Source organism: Paenibacillus sp. EB106-06-01-XG199, assembly GCF_058791575.1.
On sequence record NZ_JBYTDQ010000001.1, the window covers coordinates 66557 to 83545 of the forward strand.

Below are 16989 nucleotides of genomic sequence, written 5' to 3' on the forward strand. Positions count from 1 at the left end.
TAAAAAACATAATAACGGAGGTTCTATGCAATGACGACTGATTTATTCTGGGAAATGATAAACAACTCAAAAAAGTATGGTGAAGAACAAGTTGAATGGTTAACCAAAGAATTAACAAAGTCTAGTAAAGAAGAGATCCTTCAATTTGAAATAGAATTTAGGAATAAGATGGAACAATCCTATACATCTTCATTATGGGCGGCAGCTTTTGTAGTAATGGGAGGATGTTCAGATGATGGATTTGATTACTTTAGAGGTTGGTTAATCTCCCGAGGAGAAGAAGTATTCCATCAGGTAATAAAGAATCCTGAATTTCTGGCAGAATATTTATCTGAAGAAAATTTGCAAGAGGATGTTTTTGCCCCCCAATTGGAAGAGATGCTATCAGTTGCTTCAGACGCGTACATTTATCTAAAAACCGGTACGTTTGAGTATAACGATGACATAAACACTGAATTTTATAATGAGTTAGAAGCTCGGGGCTACAATTTTGAAGTAATAGAGATTGAAAATGATTGGGAAGAAGAAGACCTGGAAGAAATGTACCCATTGTTATGGAATAGATTTGGAGAGAACCCGCTGACCTAAGGAATGCTTTGATGGCGGACAAACCGGAATGTAAAGGTCTTGAACTTCGCGGACCGACGAGGTGGTCCTTGCGGGTTTCGGAGGAAACCGTATCGTTTGAAAACTACATCGCTAATGAAAATCTCCGTCAGTTCACTAATAAAATGTTGGTGTTAGAACAACTGCAGGATTTGAAGGGTGGTAATGGTATAATATTCGGTTACTATTTAGAGTTACCCTTTTCAAACCAGGGGTCTGGGATGAGCTGCAAGCTGTTAATTCAATCTGTTAACAAGTCATTAACAATAGCGAATGTGTACTTTGGAAACAAAGTTGGTTGTAGATACGTTGGCAACAGGTCACCCAGCGGGAAGAAAACTTGATAATCCTAAATCATGGGATGATCGGGTATGGGTTGAAGGTGTAATGGAGAAGCTTAGAAAATATGAAACCGAACTTTTGAGCATGTAATGATCCTGTTGATAGATTATTAGAATAGGAGGATTACGATGGAACCCAAATTCGCCCTTATTAAGTTTGGTGGAATTACATTGATCCTTTCGGGGATTCTCTTTTTTGTACAATATCTATTTTTGTTACCAATGCCCAGTTCTCCGCTCTCGGATGCGGATCTGGTGACATGGCTGCAGGAATGGCGGTTCAATCTCTCGATGGCAGACGAACTTTTGTTCTTTGCTACATTATTATTGATACCCTCAATCGTGGCATTGTACCAGATATTGGTGAAGGTAGACAAGATTAAAACATCGCTGGGATGCAGTCTTTTGGCTGTTATCATATCGGTTAATATCTTACTGGTCATTATCTTGGGGCGTTTGGTCTATCCCGTCTATAATATTGAACTCTCACCTGATATCTACAAGCTGGTAATCAGCATATACTATGGAGGTATGCACTCTGTAGCGATCATACTGAGCATGGCAACCATCATATTGTGTCTCGTGATAAGAAAAAGTGTGCTCGGCAAGTCTGCAGCTTATTTTGGATTTGTGGTAGGGGTATTGGATCTTATCGGAGCCTATCCGTGGATAGTTGGAACTACTATGGTATTTGTTTCTCAGTTGGCTTTCGCTGCATGGTTTGTTTTTATCGGCATGAGGATGCTGGGGAGGATGGAGGAAGCAGTGGGATAGGCTATTTAATTACCATTTTCGGATTGTCCTATCAAGCTGACATACTTATTGGTAAACGGATAAACAAGCTCCCGTGGTTCGTCACAGGAGCTTGTTTTTGCTGCGGACTATTCTATTTTGCCGGGATAACGCTTGGGGTTGTCTGTCTGACCCAGAATATAGTCGATGCTTACTTTATGGAAATTGGCCAGAGTAATTAAAACGGTACTCGGGACATCCAAATTTCCGTTCTCATAGCGGGAATAAGTGGCTTGTGTAATATGTAATAGCTCAGCCATTTGTTGCTGTGTTAGATCTTTGTCTTCGCGTAAGTTGCGGATTCTTTTGTACAATGTGATCACCCAAGCCAAGTTTACTTTATGCGAAAAATGCATATTGATATTTATGCGGTTTTCGCATAAAATTTATACATAGAAAGATTGATAGTCTGCGAAAGGAGGCCTAATGAATCATTTTAGAGGATTTTCATTTTAAGCAAGTCGAAACGCTGTTCGATTTATTGATTGATTCCAACTCCTTGCAATCATCTTAATCGTTTATTCAAGGATATAAAATAGGGCCATTAATGATGGTTGAAGTGTTTAATGGGGATAGTAATAGATTAGCCAAGGAAAAGTCACCGTATCTGCTGCAACATGCGCATAACCCGGTGCTGGTTCCCTTGGTCGGAGGAGGCTTTTAAAATCGCCAAGCGCGACTACAAGCCCATCTTCCTTTATAAGCTAGTTGTTGATTCACACGTACCTGTCATTGACGAGATATTCGTGTGAATCAATTATTGTTGAATCTTTTGCAGCATTTGCTGATGGAATCTAATGTAAACAAGCTGGAGGCGCATGTTGGGCGGCACTCCAGCTTGTTTTTATTTGTTGAGGTTCATCCTGCTCGTAAGTAAGATAAATTCACTCTTGCTATTAGTTGTAATTAAAGATATATTATTAATTAAATGAATGATCATTTAATTAATTGGGGTTTTGTTTAAAGAGAGGAGAATATATTTGGCCAGACCCGTTAATGAAGAAAAAAGACAGGAGCGGCGTAAACGTATCCTAAAAGAGGCTGTAGTCCTGTTTGCAGAAAGTGGATATTCAAATACCACAACGGCTAGCATTGCCCAGAGTGTGGGAGTGACTCCCGGAACCATTTTTCAATATTTCCCTAGTAAAGAAGCTTTATTCTACGCCGCTGTCATGGAGCCGCTTGCTGATATTCAGGTGAAATCACTTGCTTGTCTACAACAAGAGGGGACGCCGGGGGTATTGATCATGAACATGGTAAAAGAACAATTTGACCATATCTACTTCTATACAAATGAATTACGGCTTACTCAATCTGTTTTAGGACAACGAATAAGATTCCCTGAACTTACAGAGAAGGTCCTTGAAAGTATAAAGGTAATGACAGATAAGATCGAATCTGTTTATGCCAAGGGACAGTCCATGGGAGAATTCAACAAAAGCTTTTCTCCGGCAATGATCTCCCGTGCTTATATCTCTTTCTTAAATGGAGTGGCTTTAACTCTTGGAGAAAATATTCTTAATCATCCCGAGTGGGAAAATCTGAAGGGGCATGCCTTTTATTTGTTCGCACCCATACAATCTAAAGAAAAACTGGGGGAGTCTAAATGAGTCAAACATCATTACAACCCGATCTGACATTTAACGTTCGTGTGAAAAGACGGAAGAAAATTTTATGGAGTCTGGGGATCGTGCTTTTGCTTGTGATAGCTCTTGTGTTTTATATATCTTATAAAGTAGTAGACACCTTGCTGCATCATCCTAAAGACACTAATGTCAGCTACGAATTGAATATCACTAAAACTCCCTACGAAGAGGTCGAGTTCAAGAGTCTGAAAAATGATAATACGATTAGAGGGACCTTTTTTCCTTCCGGTAAAGCAAGTGATCAGACGATTATTGTCGTCCATGGATACACTAGTAATCGTTTAGTCAAAGGACGGACTCGAAAGTTAGTAGAGCATTTCGTCCCGAAAGGCTACAATGTATTGGCATTTGACCTCAGCTCGCAAGGTAAATCCGATGGTGATTTGATTACCCTGGGCCGCAATGAAAAGTACGATTTGCTGGGAGCGGTGAGCTATTTAAAATCCAGAGACCATACAGGTGATAACATTGGAGTGATCGGCTTTTCAATGGGTGCTGCTACTTCTTTGCTAGCCGCAAGTGAGAGTGATGATATCAAGGCCGTAATTGCAGATAGTCCTTTTCGTAATGCCGGTCTATTTCTGAGAGAGGGTTTGCCCTTCTTTTCAGGTTTACCTGCGTTTCCCTTCAGTTATACATCGACTTGGATGGCAAATTGGGCCTTTAAGGTTGATCTTGATTCCATATCTCCTATGGATGCGGTGAAAAAGATGCAAGACAAGCCAGTTATGCTCATTCATGGTACTGGAGATCAGCAAATTAGTTATAAAAATACAGAAATTATCTACGAGTCCTTAACAGATAACCCAAGTGCAGAAGTATGGTACCCGCAAAATACGGAACATATCGATGCTCTCAACCACTACCCGACTGAATATTTCCAAAGAGTAGACCGCTTTATGGATGAGTATGTAGGAAAATAATTTCAGTCCAAGAGAGCCAACTAGTGTACGAAGTAAAACTACCCAATAATATCAAGCATTTTTAGCCTGTAGTGTAGAGCATGGTGATAAGATCGACTCAAGCTGTCGTTGCAAAGAGGGGGGATTTGACCTCTATGCCCTGACCTTCAGCATTATATTCACGAACGTATATGAGATAAGCATTTCGTATCCATTTATCTTAATATTGTTTCACCCCAAAAGACACTAACACTACTGTAGTGTCTTTTTCATTCCCATTGAGCAATATAAATTTATATACATTTGAGTCAAAGGAGGTATATATTGGAGAACAGAGAAGGGGAAAATTCTAACCGATTACTACAAGAAAAATCACCATACTTACTACAGCACGTCCATAATCCAGTGACTGGTATCCGTGGGGTGAAGAAGCCTCCATTGATGAGATGTTCGTGTGAATAAATTGTTTATAGCAGCATCCTCAAGTAGACTATAAAGGATTATTACTTTTGGGAAAAATGTATAGTGCAATAAAGTGCATTGTGTGGATAAAATTGTATATGAATCTTTGATAGGTTTGACAAAAGCGGGTATTTCAATGATTCCAATTGCAGGCGGCGCAATTAATGAGGCGCTGTTTGAAATCAGAGGTGGAATTGCACAAAGGAGTTTTAAAATTTATTAGGAATGGATAGTACGCCTTTATTATTTTAAATGATGAAATCTACTCTCGTAACCATAGGCACGGGAGCATCTCGATATAATTAAACAACATGAAAATTTCCAATTATAAATCCGCTAATATGGTTAAAAAGAACATTAAGGAAGGGAAGGCAGGTGAGTCTATTGGAGGATTTGTATTATGGAAAAATCAGCCCAAGTGAACGAAGCTATTCTAGCGATCCCAAATATGCACTGTACTCCAAGCAAATCTCTGAGCTGGGTACCCGCAATTAAGGAAGCTATCGCTATGGGAGCAGTTGGGAAGCTATCGGAGCTTAGGTAATGAATCAAAGTGACAGTTAGAGATGAATACTTTTTTTAGAGAACCGGGGCGAGATAGATTCGTTTCGGTTTTTTTGTCTAAGCCAAGTTACATTAATTTCAGGAAAGAAATAAGACCCAGCCTGGTTGGTCATTAGTAATTACTATTGCATTCACCTCAACTAGTATGGCTATACAAAGAATTTAAAGTAATGCTGAAGCTGATCAAAAGAATAAGTTAACGCTGCTTCAAAAGAAAATGGATTTATTCAGTCGTAGAAGCTGCAACTGCACAAGTGATCAACAAACAATTAAAGCTGAGATTCCGTCAACTACCATACAGGCGAGTGGATTCGCCCGCTGGTATCAGATTAACAGCAAGGCATCCGATGTATCTACAGTGATGGACCTGACTAATACAACATCAAAGTAACTGAATTCAACTGGTTAATCCACTAAATTTTTACTACTAAATGATAAACACCGTTACAAAAGTTTTCACTTCAAAATACTATAACTTATCTAATGATGGGGAGTGATAAGATATGAGTATAAATCCACAGTGTAAAAGGTTTGCCGAGATTTTTGGCGGTGAAGCACAAGTCATAAACGGAGTATGTGTAGCCACTAAGTTGCGTACAAATATTAAGGTGAAAATTTTGGGCAGACGTTCTAAGGGCCTATTCACACTTCCTTTTGGTATTTCCTTCGAGAGTGTGGGTGCAGATGGCAGGGGGTTATGTCTTGGAGAGTCAGTGATACTCACTAAGGAAATAAATCCGTTTATCTCTAGACTTCGAAAATCAGGAATTAAAGTAACGGCTCTTCATAATCATTGGTTATTCACAAATCCAAATATATGGTATATCCATTGGGAGGCAATTCAGCGTCCGCTAGTTTTTGCTAAGAACGTGCGTGAAGCATCTAGAGTATTGACGAACAAACCGGTTGGTCCATTTATTTGTAAGCCTGCTAAAAAATAAGGGTATAAAATAAAAGGCACTAGCCCCCTGCTAGTGTCTTACATACACGATCCGAAAATAATAAAAAATCAATGCGTATACCGCAAAGATATACAAAAGAATGTAGCATGTTATTAGTTTAATCTATTATTGTATTGGTATTCCTTCTACACTTCTGCGGCTCTCCCCGTCTATTTTGGGTCCACACGAAAAGAGGTGATGCCTATGACAACTCAAAAAGTACCCAATAGATTAGCCAAGGAAAAGTCACCGTATCTGCTACAGCATGAACATATTCCGGTGAACTGGTTCCGTGGTCGTGAATAAACCTGTCTTCCTATCTATTTCGTAGTGTGCCTTTAACCGGCTTGTCATTGATAGGAGGTTCGTGTGAGTCATTATTTAAAGAAGTTCTTGCAGATGGGTTGCAGGAATTTTTTGATAGAGACAAATCTTGACAAGATTAGTTGTTAAAGCTACTATAGTTATGACAATGAAAATAAGGCGGGTTATACAAATGAGCATTCAATATGACTACACACAATTGATCGGATTCAAAATTATTAAGGGCGAAGTTCTCATAAAGAGAAAGCTTCTAAGCGCCTTCTTAGATAAAGGATATGATATCACTTTTGAGCAATGGACAGTTCTTAATGTACTTTATACAGAATCGGGTCTGATTCAAACTGAAATTGCAATCAAAACTTACAAAGACAAAACAAATTTGACCAGAATTCTGGATGTTCTTTCTAAAAAAGGTTATATTGTACGCGAGACCCATGATAAAGACAGAAGAAGCACCCGAATTTACTTGACTGATGCAGGAAAAAAGATGTTTCACGATCTGATTCCTTGTGTGAAGTCTATTAATGAACAATTTCGAAAAGGCATATCAGACGAAGATTTCGAAGTGTTTATGAACGTGCTTGATAAAATAAGCGGTAATGCCGAATGATTTTTTTGTTAAATAGTTGCTATAGCTATAATAGATTAAGCTAATAAAATATTGGAGGAGGAATTTATATGGTGAAGCTGTCCCTGCAAGAGAAGTTTGCATTTCAGTTTATCTTTAATGAAAAGAAGGTGTATCACAGATGGTACGGAAGATTCTTGTCTTTCGGAATTGATTTCGGAAGATTGAAAAGAGTCGTCGTTAGAATTCCAAATTGGATGCAGTGGTGTGAAGAATGGACGAAAGAAGGAGATGAACTACATAGAAAAGCAGAACAGGCTCTAACTGAAGGTTATCGTACTAAGGCCAAAGCATTGTTTCATGAGGCAGTAGGTTGCTATCATGTTGGTCAACACATCTTCTTTATTGATTGCAGCCAGAAAGAAGGATCTCAAGAGAAGGCAAGAAGAAGCTACAAACAGGCTATCAGTTTATATGAAGACAAAGAAAAACCAATCCGGATTGAGATTCCGTTTAAAGGTGTGAAAATTCCTGCTTATTTACGGCTTTCAGGAATTCCGAACAAACCATTGGTCATTTTTGTGAATGGAATGGATAACATTAAGGAAGCTGAAGGCCATTCCCAGGGCACTCTTTATAAACATCATGGATTCAATTTTATTACTTTTGATGGCCCCGGGCAGGGAGAACTGTGGAAGGACATGAAATTTGATGTCAAAGAATATCACAAAGCAGTTTCAGCAATTATCGACTGGGTGGAGAAGCAACAGGACTATCAAATGGATACTCAAAAAATCGCCTTGACAGGCTTTAGCTTAGGAGGATATTTAGCTCCGGTGTCTGCTGCGTATGACAAACGAGTAAAATGCGTGGTAGGTAACAGCGGGCTGGTTTATATCGGGGGTCTCCAAGGTTTAAAGCAATTAAATCCGATCTGGCAGCGTGGTGTCACTTATATGACTGGATGTTTGACACTGGAAGAAGCTGTTCATCAATTTGATTGGGACATTGAAATGGCTCCGAATCTGCAAGTCCCTCTATTGTTTTATCATGCAGGGAAGGATGAAGTGATGCCCTCGCCAAAAATTCATTCAGAAAAGATAATGAAATGGGCACAGGGAGACAAGCAGCTTAAATATTACGAAGAGGGGGAACATTGCACCATGAATTATTTGGATGAAGTGTTCCCGGAAATGATTGACTGGCTTAAACACAACCTTGCAATGAACTGAACAAATAGAATCGGGAATATCTAATCAATTGAAGAGGTGGTTAATGATATGGATAAAAATCAGCAGATGCTTCATGACACGATTCGAACTGTACCCATAGACAGGGCAATTCCCAATGGATTTGATTTAATTGATTATTTGAAGCTTATGGAAGAACACCGGAAGGGTAGAGACTATGTTGACACATGTTTAGAGATCGCAGAGACTGCTCAATCGCTTGCGGAGAAGGCTTTAAAAGATGGCCGTATTTTTACTGCAAGAACATTTTTCTTAAATGCAACGGCAGCATATAGAGTCGGACAATACACAATAATTCATGACACGGAAAAAAAGCTGGATATGTATCGTAAATTAATCACCTGCTACAGCGAAGCGGCAAAATTATATACTCCACAAATCGAGATAGTTAAAATTCCATACAAGGGATGCCAAATGGTAGGTTGGTTGAGAATGCCTGAAAAAGCAAACGTTCGGGTACCCGTTGTTATTTCTATCGGTGGTGCTGATGGATGGCGTGAAGAGCATCACAATTATAGCCATTTTTATTCCGAAAGAGGAATAGCCTATTTGATGATTGATGGGCCCGGCCAAGGTGAAACAAGATTATTCAATAAACTGTATATGGAATTGAACAATGAAGAAGCTCTAAATGAAATAATTGAGTATGTATCCAAAGATCAACGTTTTGAGAAAATCGGGATGATTGGCTACAGTTTTGGAGGCTACTTGGTTGCCAGAACGGCAGCAATTAGTGACAAGCTGGATGCTTGTGTTGTTAATGGGGGCTCATACTCTCCCAAAGAAATACTGTCCTTCTTGCCACACTTTACAAATGTATTCTCTGCTTTGACTAATAAAAAGGATCAAGACTTGGAACGGTTTATTAATGGCATGACTATGGAAGGATATGCTAACCAGATCAAATGTCCGCTTTTTTTGAATCATGGAAAACTTGACCCCTTATTTTCAGCATCCGGTATTCAAAGAATTTATGATGAGTCTCTTTCTATGAATAAAACAATTAAACTATGGGATGATGGAAACCACTGCGTAACCAACCATGCAACTGAAGTTATTACAATGATAACGGACTGGTTTACAGAAGTGTTGTGTTAAAGTCAAAGACTTGGTTGTTACATTGTTTGCTAGGTATGACCTGCAATTATATAACTTTTTTATTCGTATAAAATAGTCAGTTGAAGCATGGGTCGCTCACCTCCACACATTCGGAAAATGGATCGAACAAAAGTGGGATATCCGGTATTCGGATCGGGGAGCACTAGACCTGCTGTACCGTTTGAAGCTTAGCTTTACGAAGCCAACCTTCACGCTGGCTAAAGCATAAAAATAGGCGGAATTCAAAAAACACTTGCAAGCGTAAAAAAACACCTCGGAACTTTGTCTGCCGCCAGCCGGTTAACCCTGAGGCGGTCAAGGAGCTGCTGGTAGTACGACAATAGGCAGAATGAAATTGCAATAAACCGTTATGTACATCAAGAGGAGCGCAGGAAGAACTGCGCCTCTTTTTGTTGTGTAACGGCTTGGCCCTACTCTATTAAGAGCCAAAGATTTTTTCGTGCTGACAGCGGCTGGAGTGAACCACTACCCCAACTGCAGAATTGGGTCCCTCTAAACGCCTTGGTCGGAGGAAGCTTTTGAAATCGCTAAACGCGACAACTAGCCTATCTTCTTATCTGTTGGGTATTCGTAGTGTGGCTTTAACCGACTTGTCAATAGTGGGATGTTCATGTGAATCAATTAATATAGATGCTTCTGCTGATGGAATTGGTGGGAGCTTTTTTGTTCGGAAAGTATAGAATTAGCAATCGTAATATTCTTCCATTTCATTGTATAATAAAAACAGCATCGAAAAAATCTGGTGTCGAAACTTCTACAACGGAAGAAAAATGCTTTTATCGACTATCTTGGAGTATTCTGCGAAGTGGCAAATTTATGTTAGCAGGAGGATTCAGGTTATGGGAGAAAACAAAATTGGAGCAAGCGATTATCTTGCATTAGGTTTATATGCTTTTGCAGGATTCGGTCTTGAAATTGTACTGTCAATGCTATTGCCTTTTATATTCGGTGTTGGAGGTTCTGAATATACCCTCATCCATCATTGTATACACTGGGTGCTTACATGCATTTTGTGGGGGAGTATGGCACTATTTTTGATAAGGCTTTCAAAGAAAAAATACTCCTTTGATATTATGAAGTTAAACGAAGCACCCGACTCCAAGGGAGGGTTACTTGCGGTTGTGATTTCTGTTATAGCAATTACAGTTACCACTCTTGTATGGGGTGGTTTTAAGCCAGTTCAAGAATACAATGGTATCGTTAAATTCATTTTTCAAAATATCTATTATTTGTTTGAAGCTGCCTTGATTCTGCTAACGATTGCTTTTGGACAAAAATTCGGTGAAACGCTCATAAAAAGAGGCAGTCTGCCTTATGGAGGGATTTTTCTTGCTCTCACATGGGGACTCATACACATTTTGCTCCAAGGAAGTCTAACAGGTGTTTATGCTTTCTTCATGTCCATTCTATATGGCATTGTATACATATTGTTAAAAAAGAATATCCGATATTCATATATGATGATGGTAATTATATTTATTTTATAAGCAATTTCAGCATACGGAATCACATAAGACTATGCAATAAAATTGAGGCGCGTATTCAAACTATTGTTACATGACGGAGGAGGGGTACCAGACTGAGATCCGCTACCCCTCCCGAATCTTAACCGGGAAAAAATACTCTACCTGCCGGTAGCTCAAGAGTTCGTATGTATGTGGGACAGTAACCTGAAACATCACAGCTCAAAAAGTACCCAATAGATTAGCAAACGAAAAATCACTCTATCTTCTACAACACGCCCACAAACCCGTGGATTGGTATCCTTGGGGAGACGAGGCTTTTGCTAAAGCACAGTCTGAAAATAAGCCGATCTTTTTATCCGTCGGCTATTCGACCTGTCATTGGTGGGATGTTCGTGAAAATCAATTTCCATAGAAACTCCTGCTAATAGTATTAGTGGGAGTTTTTCTATTGGATACAGGGGAAGGGGAATGTTCGTCATATTTTTCCATTTTGAAGTATAATAAGATTATAATTCATCGAGACTTTCTACCGGATAATATTTGAATATTGAGATAAAGTTTGTAGTTTCACAAAGTTCGTGAATATAATGTTAGACAAAATTATCTATTTAAGAACTAAAGGAGTGTAGTCATATGAGTTATATTCGTATAGAAGATATAATGATTAAAAATTATAGATCTTTTGGAGATAAAGTTGTAGTTCACTTTCCTAAAGAAGATTATAAAAAACCAGTAGCTATAGTGGGGTACAACAACGCAGGAAAGACGAATTTTTTGAATTCAATTTTATATGGAATAACAGAAAAGTATGTTACTAAAGATAGCTTTACAATTAATGACTTTCATAATCGTAGCTATGATAATATACCTCTAATTGCAACAAAAATGAGTAGTAGTAGTGAACATAAAGTAGAAGGTAAGATAGCAAATCTTACTGGATATCATTATTTGGATATCGAACTCGATGGAATTGAAATAGAAAGTGCCAGAATCAACTCTTACGAAGATGGGAAGCGAGAGAGACAACTCTATACCTCATTTGGTGCAGCTAAATACTTTAAAATATTCTACATAAATTTTCATGAAATTAAAAAAGAAATATCAACAAAGAAAACAAGTTGGGGGAATTTATCTTCATTTTTAGCAAAACATATCAAAAGTATAGTTGATAGAGATGGTATTATGGCAGATAAAAAAGATCAATTCAAAGCAGAGGTAAAGTCCTCTACTGATAAGGTAATGGCTGACTCCAGTTTGAATGATTTTTTAAATAGGATACAAATTAATTATTCGACTAACCTGAGACAAAATCAGTGTCATATTGAATTTGGATTGCCTGAGTATGAGGATATATTCTTAGAGATGATGTTCAAAGTTGGTCTTAATGGTGACATGGAAAACCTTGTACCGATCAGCCATTTTGGTGATGGTTATATTTCTATGTTTGTCATGGCTATTATTCAAGCGATTGCAGAGAGCAATGAGACAGATAAGTGTCTTTTCTTATTCGAAGAACCTGAAAGCTTTTTACATGAGAACCATCAAGAATATTTCTACAAAACTGTTCTTTGTGGCTTAGCTGAGAAAGGACACCAAGTAATTTATACTACTCATTCTGACAAAATGTTGGATGTCTTTGATACTAGAGGATTGATTCGTTTTGAATTTGATGAAGATACTAAGCAAACAGTACTTAAATACAACAAACATAATAGTGAGTTTCTCGAAGTCGAAGAGAACGAAGAAATTTTTGATGAGTTGCTTTCTGAAATTGATGATTATAATAATTACATCAAGCTAATTGAGCCAAACCTAAATAAAATATTATTCAGCAAAAAAGTTTTACTTGTAGAAGGCCCTAATGATCTGATGACTTACAAAGAAATTATCAGAAGAAAAGTATTGGAACTCACTGAGGATAATAAATACTCAGAAACCTATTTGAATTTTAATAACATCGCTATAGTTCCTCATCATGGGAAAATAACTGCTTTAATTTTAATTAAGTTATGTAAGCACTTAGGCATAAATTATTTTGCTATCAATGATTTTGACTTCGAAGAAAATTTTGTGGCAAAGCTCTCTTTTGAAACAATCGGAGAACTTAAAGAAAGTGATATCTATAATACTGAACTAGAAAATATTAAAGTTTTTAATTCAAAAGGTGAACCATTGAGTGAAAGAACTAAAAAGGGGATGATAACTACAAATTGGAATCTGATTAAAGAAGCCTCTTTTGAGAAGATACATTTTAACATTCCTAAGTTAGAGTCTGTTTTAGGGTATGACTCAAATGATAAAAATAGCGCGAAGATCTGGAGAATAATTAAAGAAACATCTGAGTTTGGAGAGCTTATCTTCCCTGAAAATCTTAAGAAATTCCTTGAATTGAATAATATCCAAAGACAAAGATAACTTCGTCTAACATAATATTCACGCATCGGGCATATCCCCTCGGTCCGGCAGAAGAATTTCAGGGAAGTAGAAACTGCCGGACACATCCGACTTCGTCGGACGTCGTGAAAACAAGAACGTTAGAGGAAAGTATTGCAAAAGGTCAAGGTGATATAAGATGGAATTGGTAATAAATTCAGTTAGCAAAGAAAAATTATCTATTTTAAAATTTGAAAGTCTCTCAAGTATAGAAAAGGAGATTGCGAAGAGTAATTTAAAATGTGTAGAGTGCGGAGTTCAAGCATTTTATAGAAGAAAAACTAGAGATGGTAAGCAATCATGCTTCTTTGCTAGACACATAGGTGGTTGTGGCCAGGGAATGAGTAATACTAGCAATATCGATAATACTACTAAAGAAGAAGTTAACAAAATTAATGTCACATATAATGAATTGTTACTAAGCCTAGAACAAAATGGTGAGCTACATGAAAAAAGAAATAAAGGTTCAATTTTAACTGAAGTTGAGCAAACAAAGAAATCTCGATCATATGTAATTGATCCTTCAAGTAATAAATCCTGCAAAATCACAATAAAAAAACTATTAAGATATGCGATTAATAATCTATTGGATGATATCGATATCCCGATCATTTTTGAAGGTAAAACCTACAAAGATCCTTTTGATTTAATTGTGCATTTCAGAAATGCAGATCATTCACTCAGAGGAAAGAAAAAAATATTTTGGGGTGAAGTTAACTCAATCTCATCTAATAAACAATTTTTAAATTGTGGTGTATGGGATGGGAAAGGATATGAATTTTCTATTTTATTAAGTGACAGTGTTTCTAATAATTCGAAATTGAAAAAGACACAATGGGATAAAGGTATTTATTGTATTTTCATAGGAACGTTATTTTTTAATAAGAATGATAAACCTTATATCCGATTAAATGATATCAACCTAATGGCTTTAGAAACTTAATTGTAATTCAAGAATGCTATATAAAGCCTAATATCATGATGATGTGTAAGCTAAATGTTTATGAGGATGCTTCAGAAACATTATGGTGCTACACGATGTCAAGACAGAGAATTTGATATCTTCAAGTTGTGAAAATAATTACAAAGTTATTACGCCACCCGGGGAACAGGTGGAGGGCAAAGCCCAAGCGAAGGCGCGGGAGGGGAACGAAGTTCCTTCCATTACTCGCTTATGGATAAGAGCAATGCCTGACGGTTATACACCGCTGCGGGCGTGAAGTTTTGCAGCGATTGATGAGGCAAGTAATGATTGTGCAAGTGGATGTAATGCTGCACCCCCTGCCGTGTCTCACGGGGACTACTGTACTCGTTGATATAAATCATTCGATAGAAGGGGACAGTAAGACAATCAATCAATATTTCCAGAAGAAGTTAAGCTACAAGAAGGAACAACTCAGATTGAGCTAGTAGCTCAAGAGACAGATACTCAAAAGGAAATAGAACCACTAGAAACAAAGGGAGAACAAATAAACATTGAGGATATAATTAAGCCGGGAAAATTCGGGGTAACGAACAGCCAAATGATTCCAGCAATTAAACAGGCTATAGCGGGGGATTCTTCTCTCGATAAACTAAAGCTGTTACGACAAAACTATCTTCATACATTTGAGAATTCGCGTAGATATTTAAAGAAAGCGGAACGAGAATTCATACAAACGAATTTGTAGAAAAAATCCTGAGCGCTTGTACAAGCGCTCAGGATTTTTTTTGTTTTATTTAGTTAATTTTCAGATGTTTCTTGTGTAGAATCGGGAACTTTTAAATGAGGTAAGGGGGATTCAATTGGAGTTATGATCGTACGATTTAATATTTCTGCAACATGCTTATGAAATTGATATGCAGCCTGTTTAGAGCAATTATTCTTTTCAGTTATTACGTAAGTGTATTTATTCTTCATTACATTGCCTCCAAATAATTGAATTGTTCTTTTTGATCAACTCGATCAAAAAAGTTCAACATTCTAATCTAAAGGCAACTCAAAATTAACTTTTAGGAGAAGGGATTTATGAAAGATAAAATGATAAGACATGTAGCAGTGTATTTAAGGAAATCCAGAGACGATGGTGAATTTGAAGATGTTCTTTCGAAGCATAGGGATACCCTTCTGGCCTTGGTATCGAATAAGAATTGGACCTATAAACTATATGAAGAAGTGGCCTCTGGAGAAAAGATAGAATCACGGAAGGAAATGCAGCGGTTATTGAGACATGTGGAAGAACAGTTATATGACGGCGTAGTGGTCATGGATATTGACAGATTAGGGCGTGGGGAGAACAAGGATTGGGCACTGATTAAAGATACGTTTTTAAATTCAGACACATTAATTATTACACCCAATAAGGTATACGATTTAGACGTGGATAATGATGATGTTTCATTTGATTTCATGTCGATCTTTGCGAGGATGGAATACAAGACAATCAAGCGAAGAATGAAACAGGGGAAAGAAGCAGGAGCTAAAAAAGGCATGTGGACGAATGGAAAACCACCGTTTCCGTATTATTACGATAAGAATACAAGAGCGGTACTTGTGGATGAAGCTAAACGTCCAATTTATCGAACCATTGTAGAAAAATATTTAAATGGAAATAATCTGGGGCAAATTGCGATTTGGTTGACAGATAACCGAATACCGACTCCTTATAATATAAAACCAAATGGTATAGACAAGGGATGGTCTAACGTGACGGTACAGCGTTTATTGCTAAGCGAAATTCATCTTGGTTATATTACCTATGGGAAGACGCGAACCAAGCGAGGACAAGTAGAATTTGTACCGGAAGAAGAACAAATAAAAGCTATAGGTGTACATGAAAAACTAAAATCACAAGAAGAGCATGATGCCATTAAAGAGCGGTTGGTCAAAAACCGGTTAATGAATCCAAATGGACGCAGAAATCTATTTCCTTTGTCAGGTTTATTATATTGTGAAAAATGCGGTTGTAAAATGCAGTTCAGAGTAGCTTACAGCAAAAGTAAAGGACAATATTGGAATACGCTTTGCTATCACCATTATAAAGATGGGAGCAAGTGCGAGCAGAAAGGAAAGGCATTGGATGAGGAATTCTTTAATGCATTGTATGATCGAATAATTCAATTAGACTCGAACATTATTAGGGATATTGAAATGCATAATAATTGATTTTCCGACACGAAAGCTATAATTGAAATGAAAGAAGCGGAATTGCATAAAGAGAGTCGGGCATTTGTTAAGCTACATGAATCTTATGAAGAGGATATTATTACGAAGCAAGTATTTTTAGAACGAAAGGCTGTTAGGACAAGGCAGATTCAGCATTTGGAGAAAGAATTGGAGGATTTGCGAAAGCTGGTAGTAGATGAAAGTAATTATCCTACGGTAGAGCAGATCGTTGAGCGAATTGGGCAGTTTAGGGAGTTGTGGGATGTAGCGGTTACGAGTGAAGAGAAGAATAGGGCGTTGAAGAAGCTGGTGGAGCGGATTGTGTATAACCGGGAAGGGAATCGGGTGGAGTTGACGGTATGTTATAGGTGAAATTACATGGCACAACAATAATCAAGATGCAACAATAATTAATGCACCTCTGGTATTT

18 protein-coding genes and 4 pseudogenes are annotated in these 16989 nt (G+C 37.7%); 20 read left to right on the plus strand and 2 right to left on the minus strand.

What is annotated here, in order from left to right; translation table 11 throughout:
- Positions 1-30: 30 nt before the first annotated feature.
- On the plus strand, positions 31-588 hold the full coding sequence (locus tag AC3WT9_RS00355) for a DUF4240 domain-containing protein (protein WP_341379000.1): 558 nt from the start codon (positions 31-33) through the stop codon (positions 586-588).
- Between the two features lie 488 nt (positions 589-1076).
- Entirely contained in the window at positions 1077-1721 is a 645-nt protein-coding gene (locus AC3WT9_RS00360; RefSeq protein WP_341378998.1) for a hypothetical protein, read from the plus strand.
- A 107-nt stretch (positions 1722-1828) separates the two neighbouring features.
- Here AC3WT9_RS00360 and AC3WT9_RS00365 read toward each other — a convergent pair whose 3' ends face one another.
- Positions 1829-2053, minus strand: a complete 225-nt coding sequence (locus AC3WT9_RS00365) for a helix-turn-helix domain-containing protein (protein WP_341097714.1) — start codon at positions 2051-2053, stop codon at positions 1829-1831.
- A 236-nt stretch (positions 2054-2289) separates the two neighbouring features.
- Between AC3WT9_RS00365 and AC3WT9_RS00370 the strand changes: the two are divergent.
- From AC3WT9_RS00370 to AC3WT9_RS00445, 16 genes and pseudogenes are all read left to right on the plus strand, one after another.
- A pseudogene (locus tag AC3WT9_RS00370) lies at positions 2290-2437 on the plus strand (DUF255 domain-containing protein); the annotation flags it as partial.
- A 282-nt stretch (positions 2438-2719) separates the two neighbouring features.
- Positions 2720-3349: a TetR/AcrR family transcriptional regulator gene (locus AC3WT9_RS00375; protein WP_341094146.1), complete on the plus strand. Its 630-nt coding sequence runs from the start codon at positions 2720-2722 to the stop codon at positions 3347-3349.
- Complete coding sequence (locus AC3WT9_RS00380; protein WP_341378997.1) at positions 3346-4308, plus strand: alpha/beta hydrolase; 963 nt, start codon at positions 3346-3348, stop codon at positions 4306-4308. The genes AC3WT9_RS00375 and AC3WT9_RS00380 overlap by 4 nt, the downstream gene beginning before the upstream one ends.
- Before the next feature lie 303 nt (positions 4309-4611).
- A pseudogene (locus AC3WT9_RS00385) lies at positions 4612-4721 on the plus strand (DUF255 domain-containing protein); the annotation flags it as partial.
- Between the two features lie 110 nt (positions 4722-4831).
- Positions 4832-4972: a hypothetical protein gene (locus tag AC3WT9_RS00390; protein ID WP_341378996.1), complete on the plus strand. Its 141-nt coding sequence runs from the start codon at positions 4832-4834 to the stop codon at positions 4970-4972.
- A gap of 152 nt (positions 4973-5124) precedes the next feature.
- Positions 5125-5244 (plus strand): DUF6809 family protein, encoded by a 120-nt coding sequence (locus AC3WT9_RS00395; protein WP_341378995.1) that lies wholly within the window; start codon positions 5125-5127, stop codon positions 5242-5244.
- 572 nt (positions 5245-5816) lie between these two features.
- A complete protein-coding gene (locus tag AC3WT9_RS00400; protein WP_341094141.1) occupies positions 5817-6254 on the plus strand; it encodes a DUF1259 domain-containing protein in 438 nt (145 codons plus the stop codon).
- 496 nt (positions 6255-6750) lie between these two features.
- A complete protein-coding gene (locus AC3WT9_RS00405) occupies positions 6751-7188 on the plus strand; it encodes a MarR family winged helix-turn-helix transcriptional regulator (RefSeq protein ID WP_341094140.1) in 438 nt (145 codons plus the stop codon).
- A gap of 68 nt (positions 7189-7256) precedes the next feature.
- A complete protein-coding gene (locus tag AC3WT9_RS00410; protein ID WP_341378994.1) occupies positions 7257-8378 on the plus strand; it encodes an alpha/beta hydrolase family protein in 1122 nt (373 codons plus the stop codon).
- A gap of 48 nt (positions 8379-8426) precedes the next feature.
- The gene (locus tag AC3WT9_RS00415; RefSeq protein WP_341094138.1) at positions 8427-9494 is read left to right on the plus strand and encodes an alpha/beta hydrolase family protein; all 1068 of its coding nucleotides are present in this window, start codon (positions 8427-8429) and stop codon (positions 9492-9494) included.
- A 109-nt stretch (positions 9495-9603) separates the two neighbouring features.
- Positions 9604-9720 (plus strand): annotated as a pseudogene (locus AC3WT9_RS00420) (winged helix-turn-helix domain-containing protein); the annotation flags it as partial.
- A gap of 634 nt (positions 9721-10354) precedes the next feature.
- Complete coding sequence (locus AC3WT9_RS00425; RefSeq protein WP_341378993.1) at positions 10355-11002, plus strand: hypothetical protein; 648 nt, start codon at positions 10355-10357, stop codon at positions 11000-11002.
- 190 nt (positions 11003-11192) lie between these two features.
- Positions 11193-11384: pseudogene (locus AC3WT9_RS00430) on the plus strand (DUF255 domain-containing protein); the annotation flags it as partial.
- Positions 11385-11614: 230 nt separating this feature from the next.
- Positions 11615-13396, plus strand: coding sequence for an ATP-dependent nuclease (locus tag AC3WT9_RS00435; protein WP_341378992.1), 1782 nt, complete (start codon positions 11615-11617; stop codon positions 13394-13396).
- Between the two features lie 157 nt (positions 13397-13553).
- Positions 13554-14357, plus strand: coding sequence for a hypothetical protein (locus AC3WT9_RS00440; RefSeq protein ID WP_341378991.1), 804 nt, complete (start codon positions 13554-13556; stop codon positions 14355-14357).
- Between the two features lie 305 nt (positions 14358-14662).
- Positions 14663-14824 (plus strand): hypothetical protein, encoded by a 162-nt coding sequence (locus AC3WT9_RS00445; protein WP_341378989.1) that lies wholly within the window; start codon positions 14663-14665, stop codon positions 14822-14824.
- Positions 14825-15137: 313 nt separating this feature from the next.
- Here AC3WT9_RS00445 and AC3WT9_RS00450 read toward each other — a convergent pair whose 3' ends face one another.
- The gene (locus AC3WT9_RS00450) at positions 15138-15314 is read right to left on the minus strand and encodes a hypothetical protein (RefSeq protein WP_341378988.1); all 177 of its coding nucleotides are present in this window, start codon (positions 15312-15314) and stop codon (positions 15138-15140) included.
- 108 nt (positions 15315-15422) lie between these two features.
- Between AC3WT9_RS00450 and AC3WT9_RS00455 the strand changes: the two genes are divergently transcribed.
- Positions 15423-16559: a recombinase family protein gene (locus AC3WT9_RS00455; RefSeq protein ID WP_341378987.1), complete on the plus strand. Its 1137-nt coding sequence runs from the start codon at positions 15423-15425 to the stop codon at positions 16557-16559.
- A 156-nt stretch (positions 16560-16715) separates the two neighbouring features.
- Positions 16716-16931 carry a hypothetical protein gene (locus AC3WT9_RS00460; protein ID WP_492407153.1) on the plus strand — a complete coding sequence of 72 codons (216 nt, stop codon included), beginning with the start codon at positions 16716-16718 and terminating at the stop codon, positions 16929-16931.
- The last annotated feature ends 58 nt before the right edge of the window (positions 16932-16989 follow it).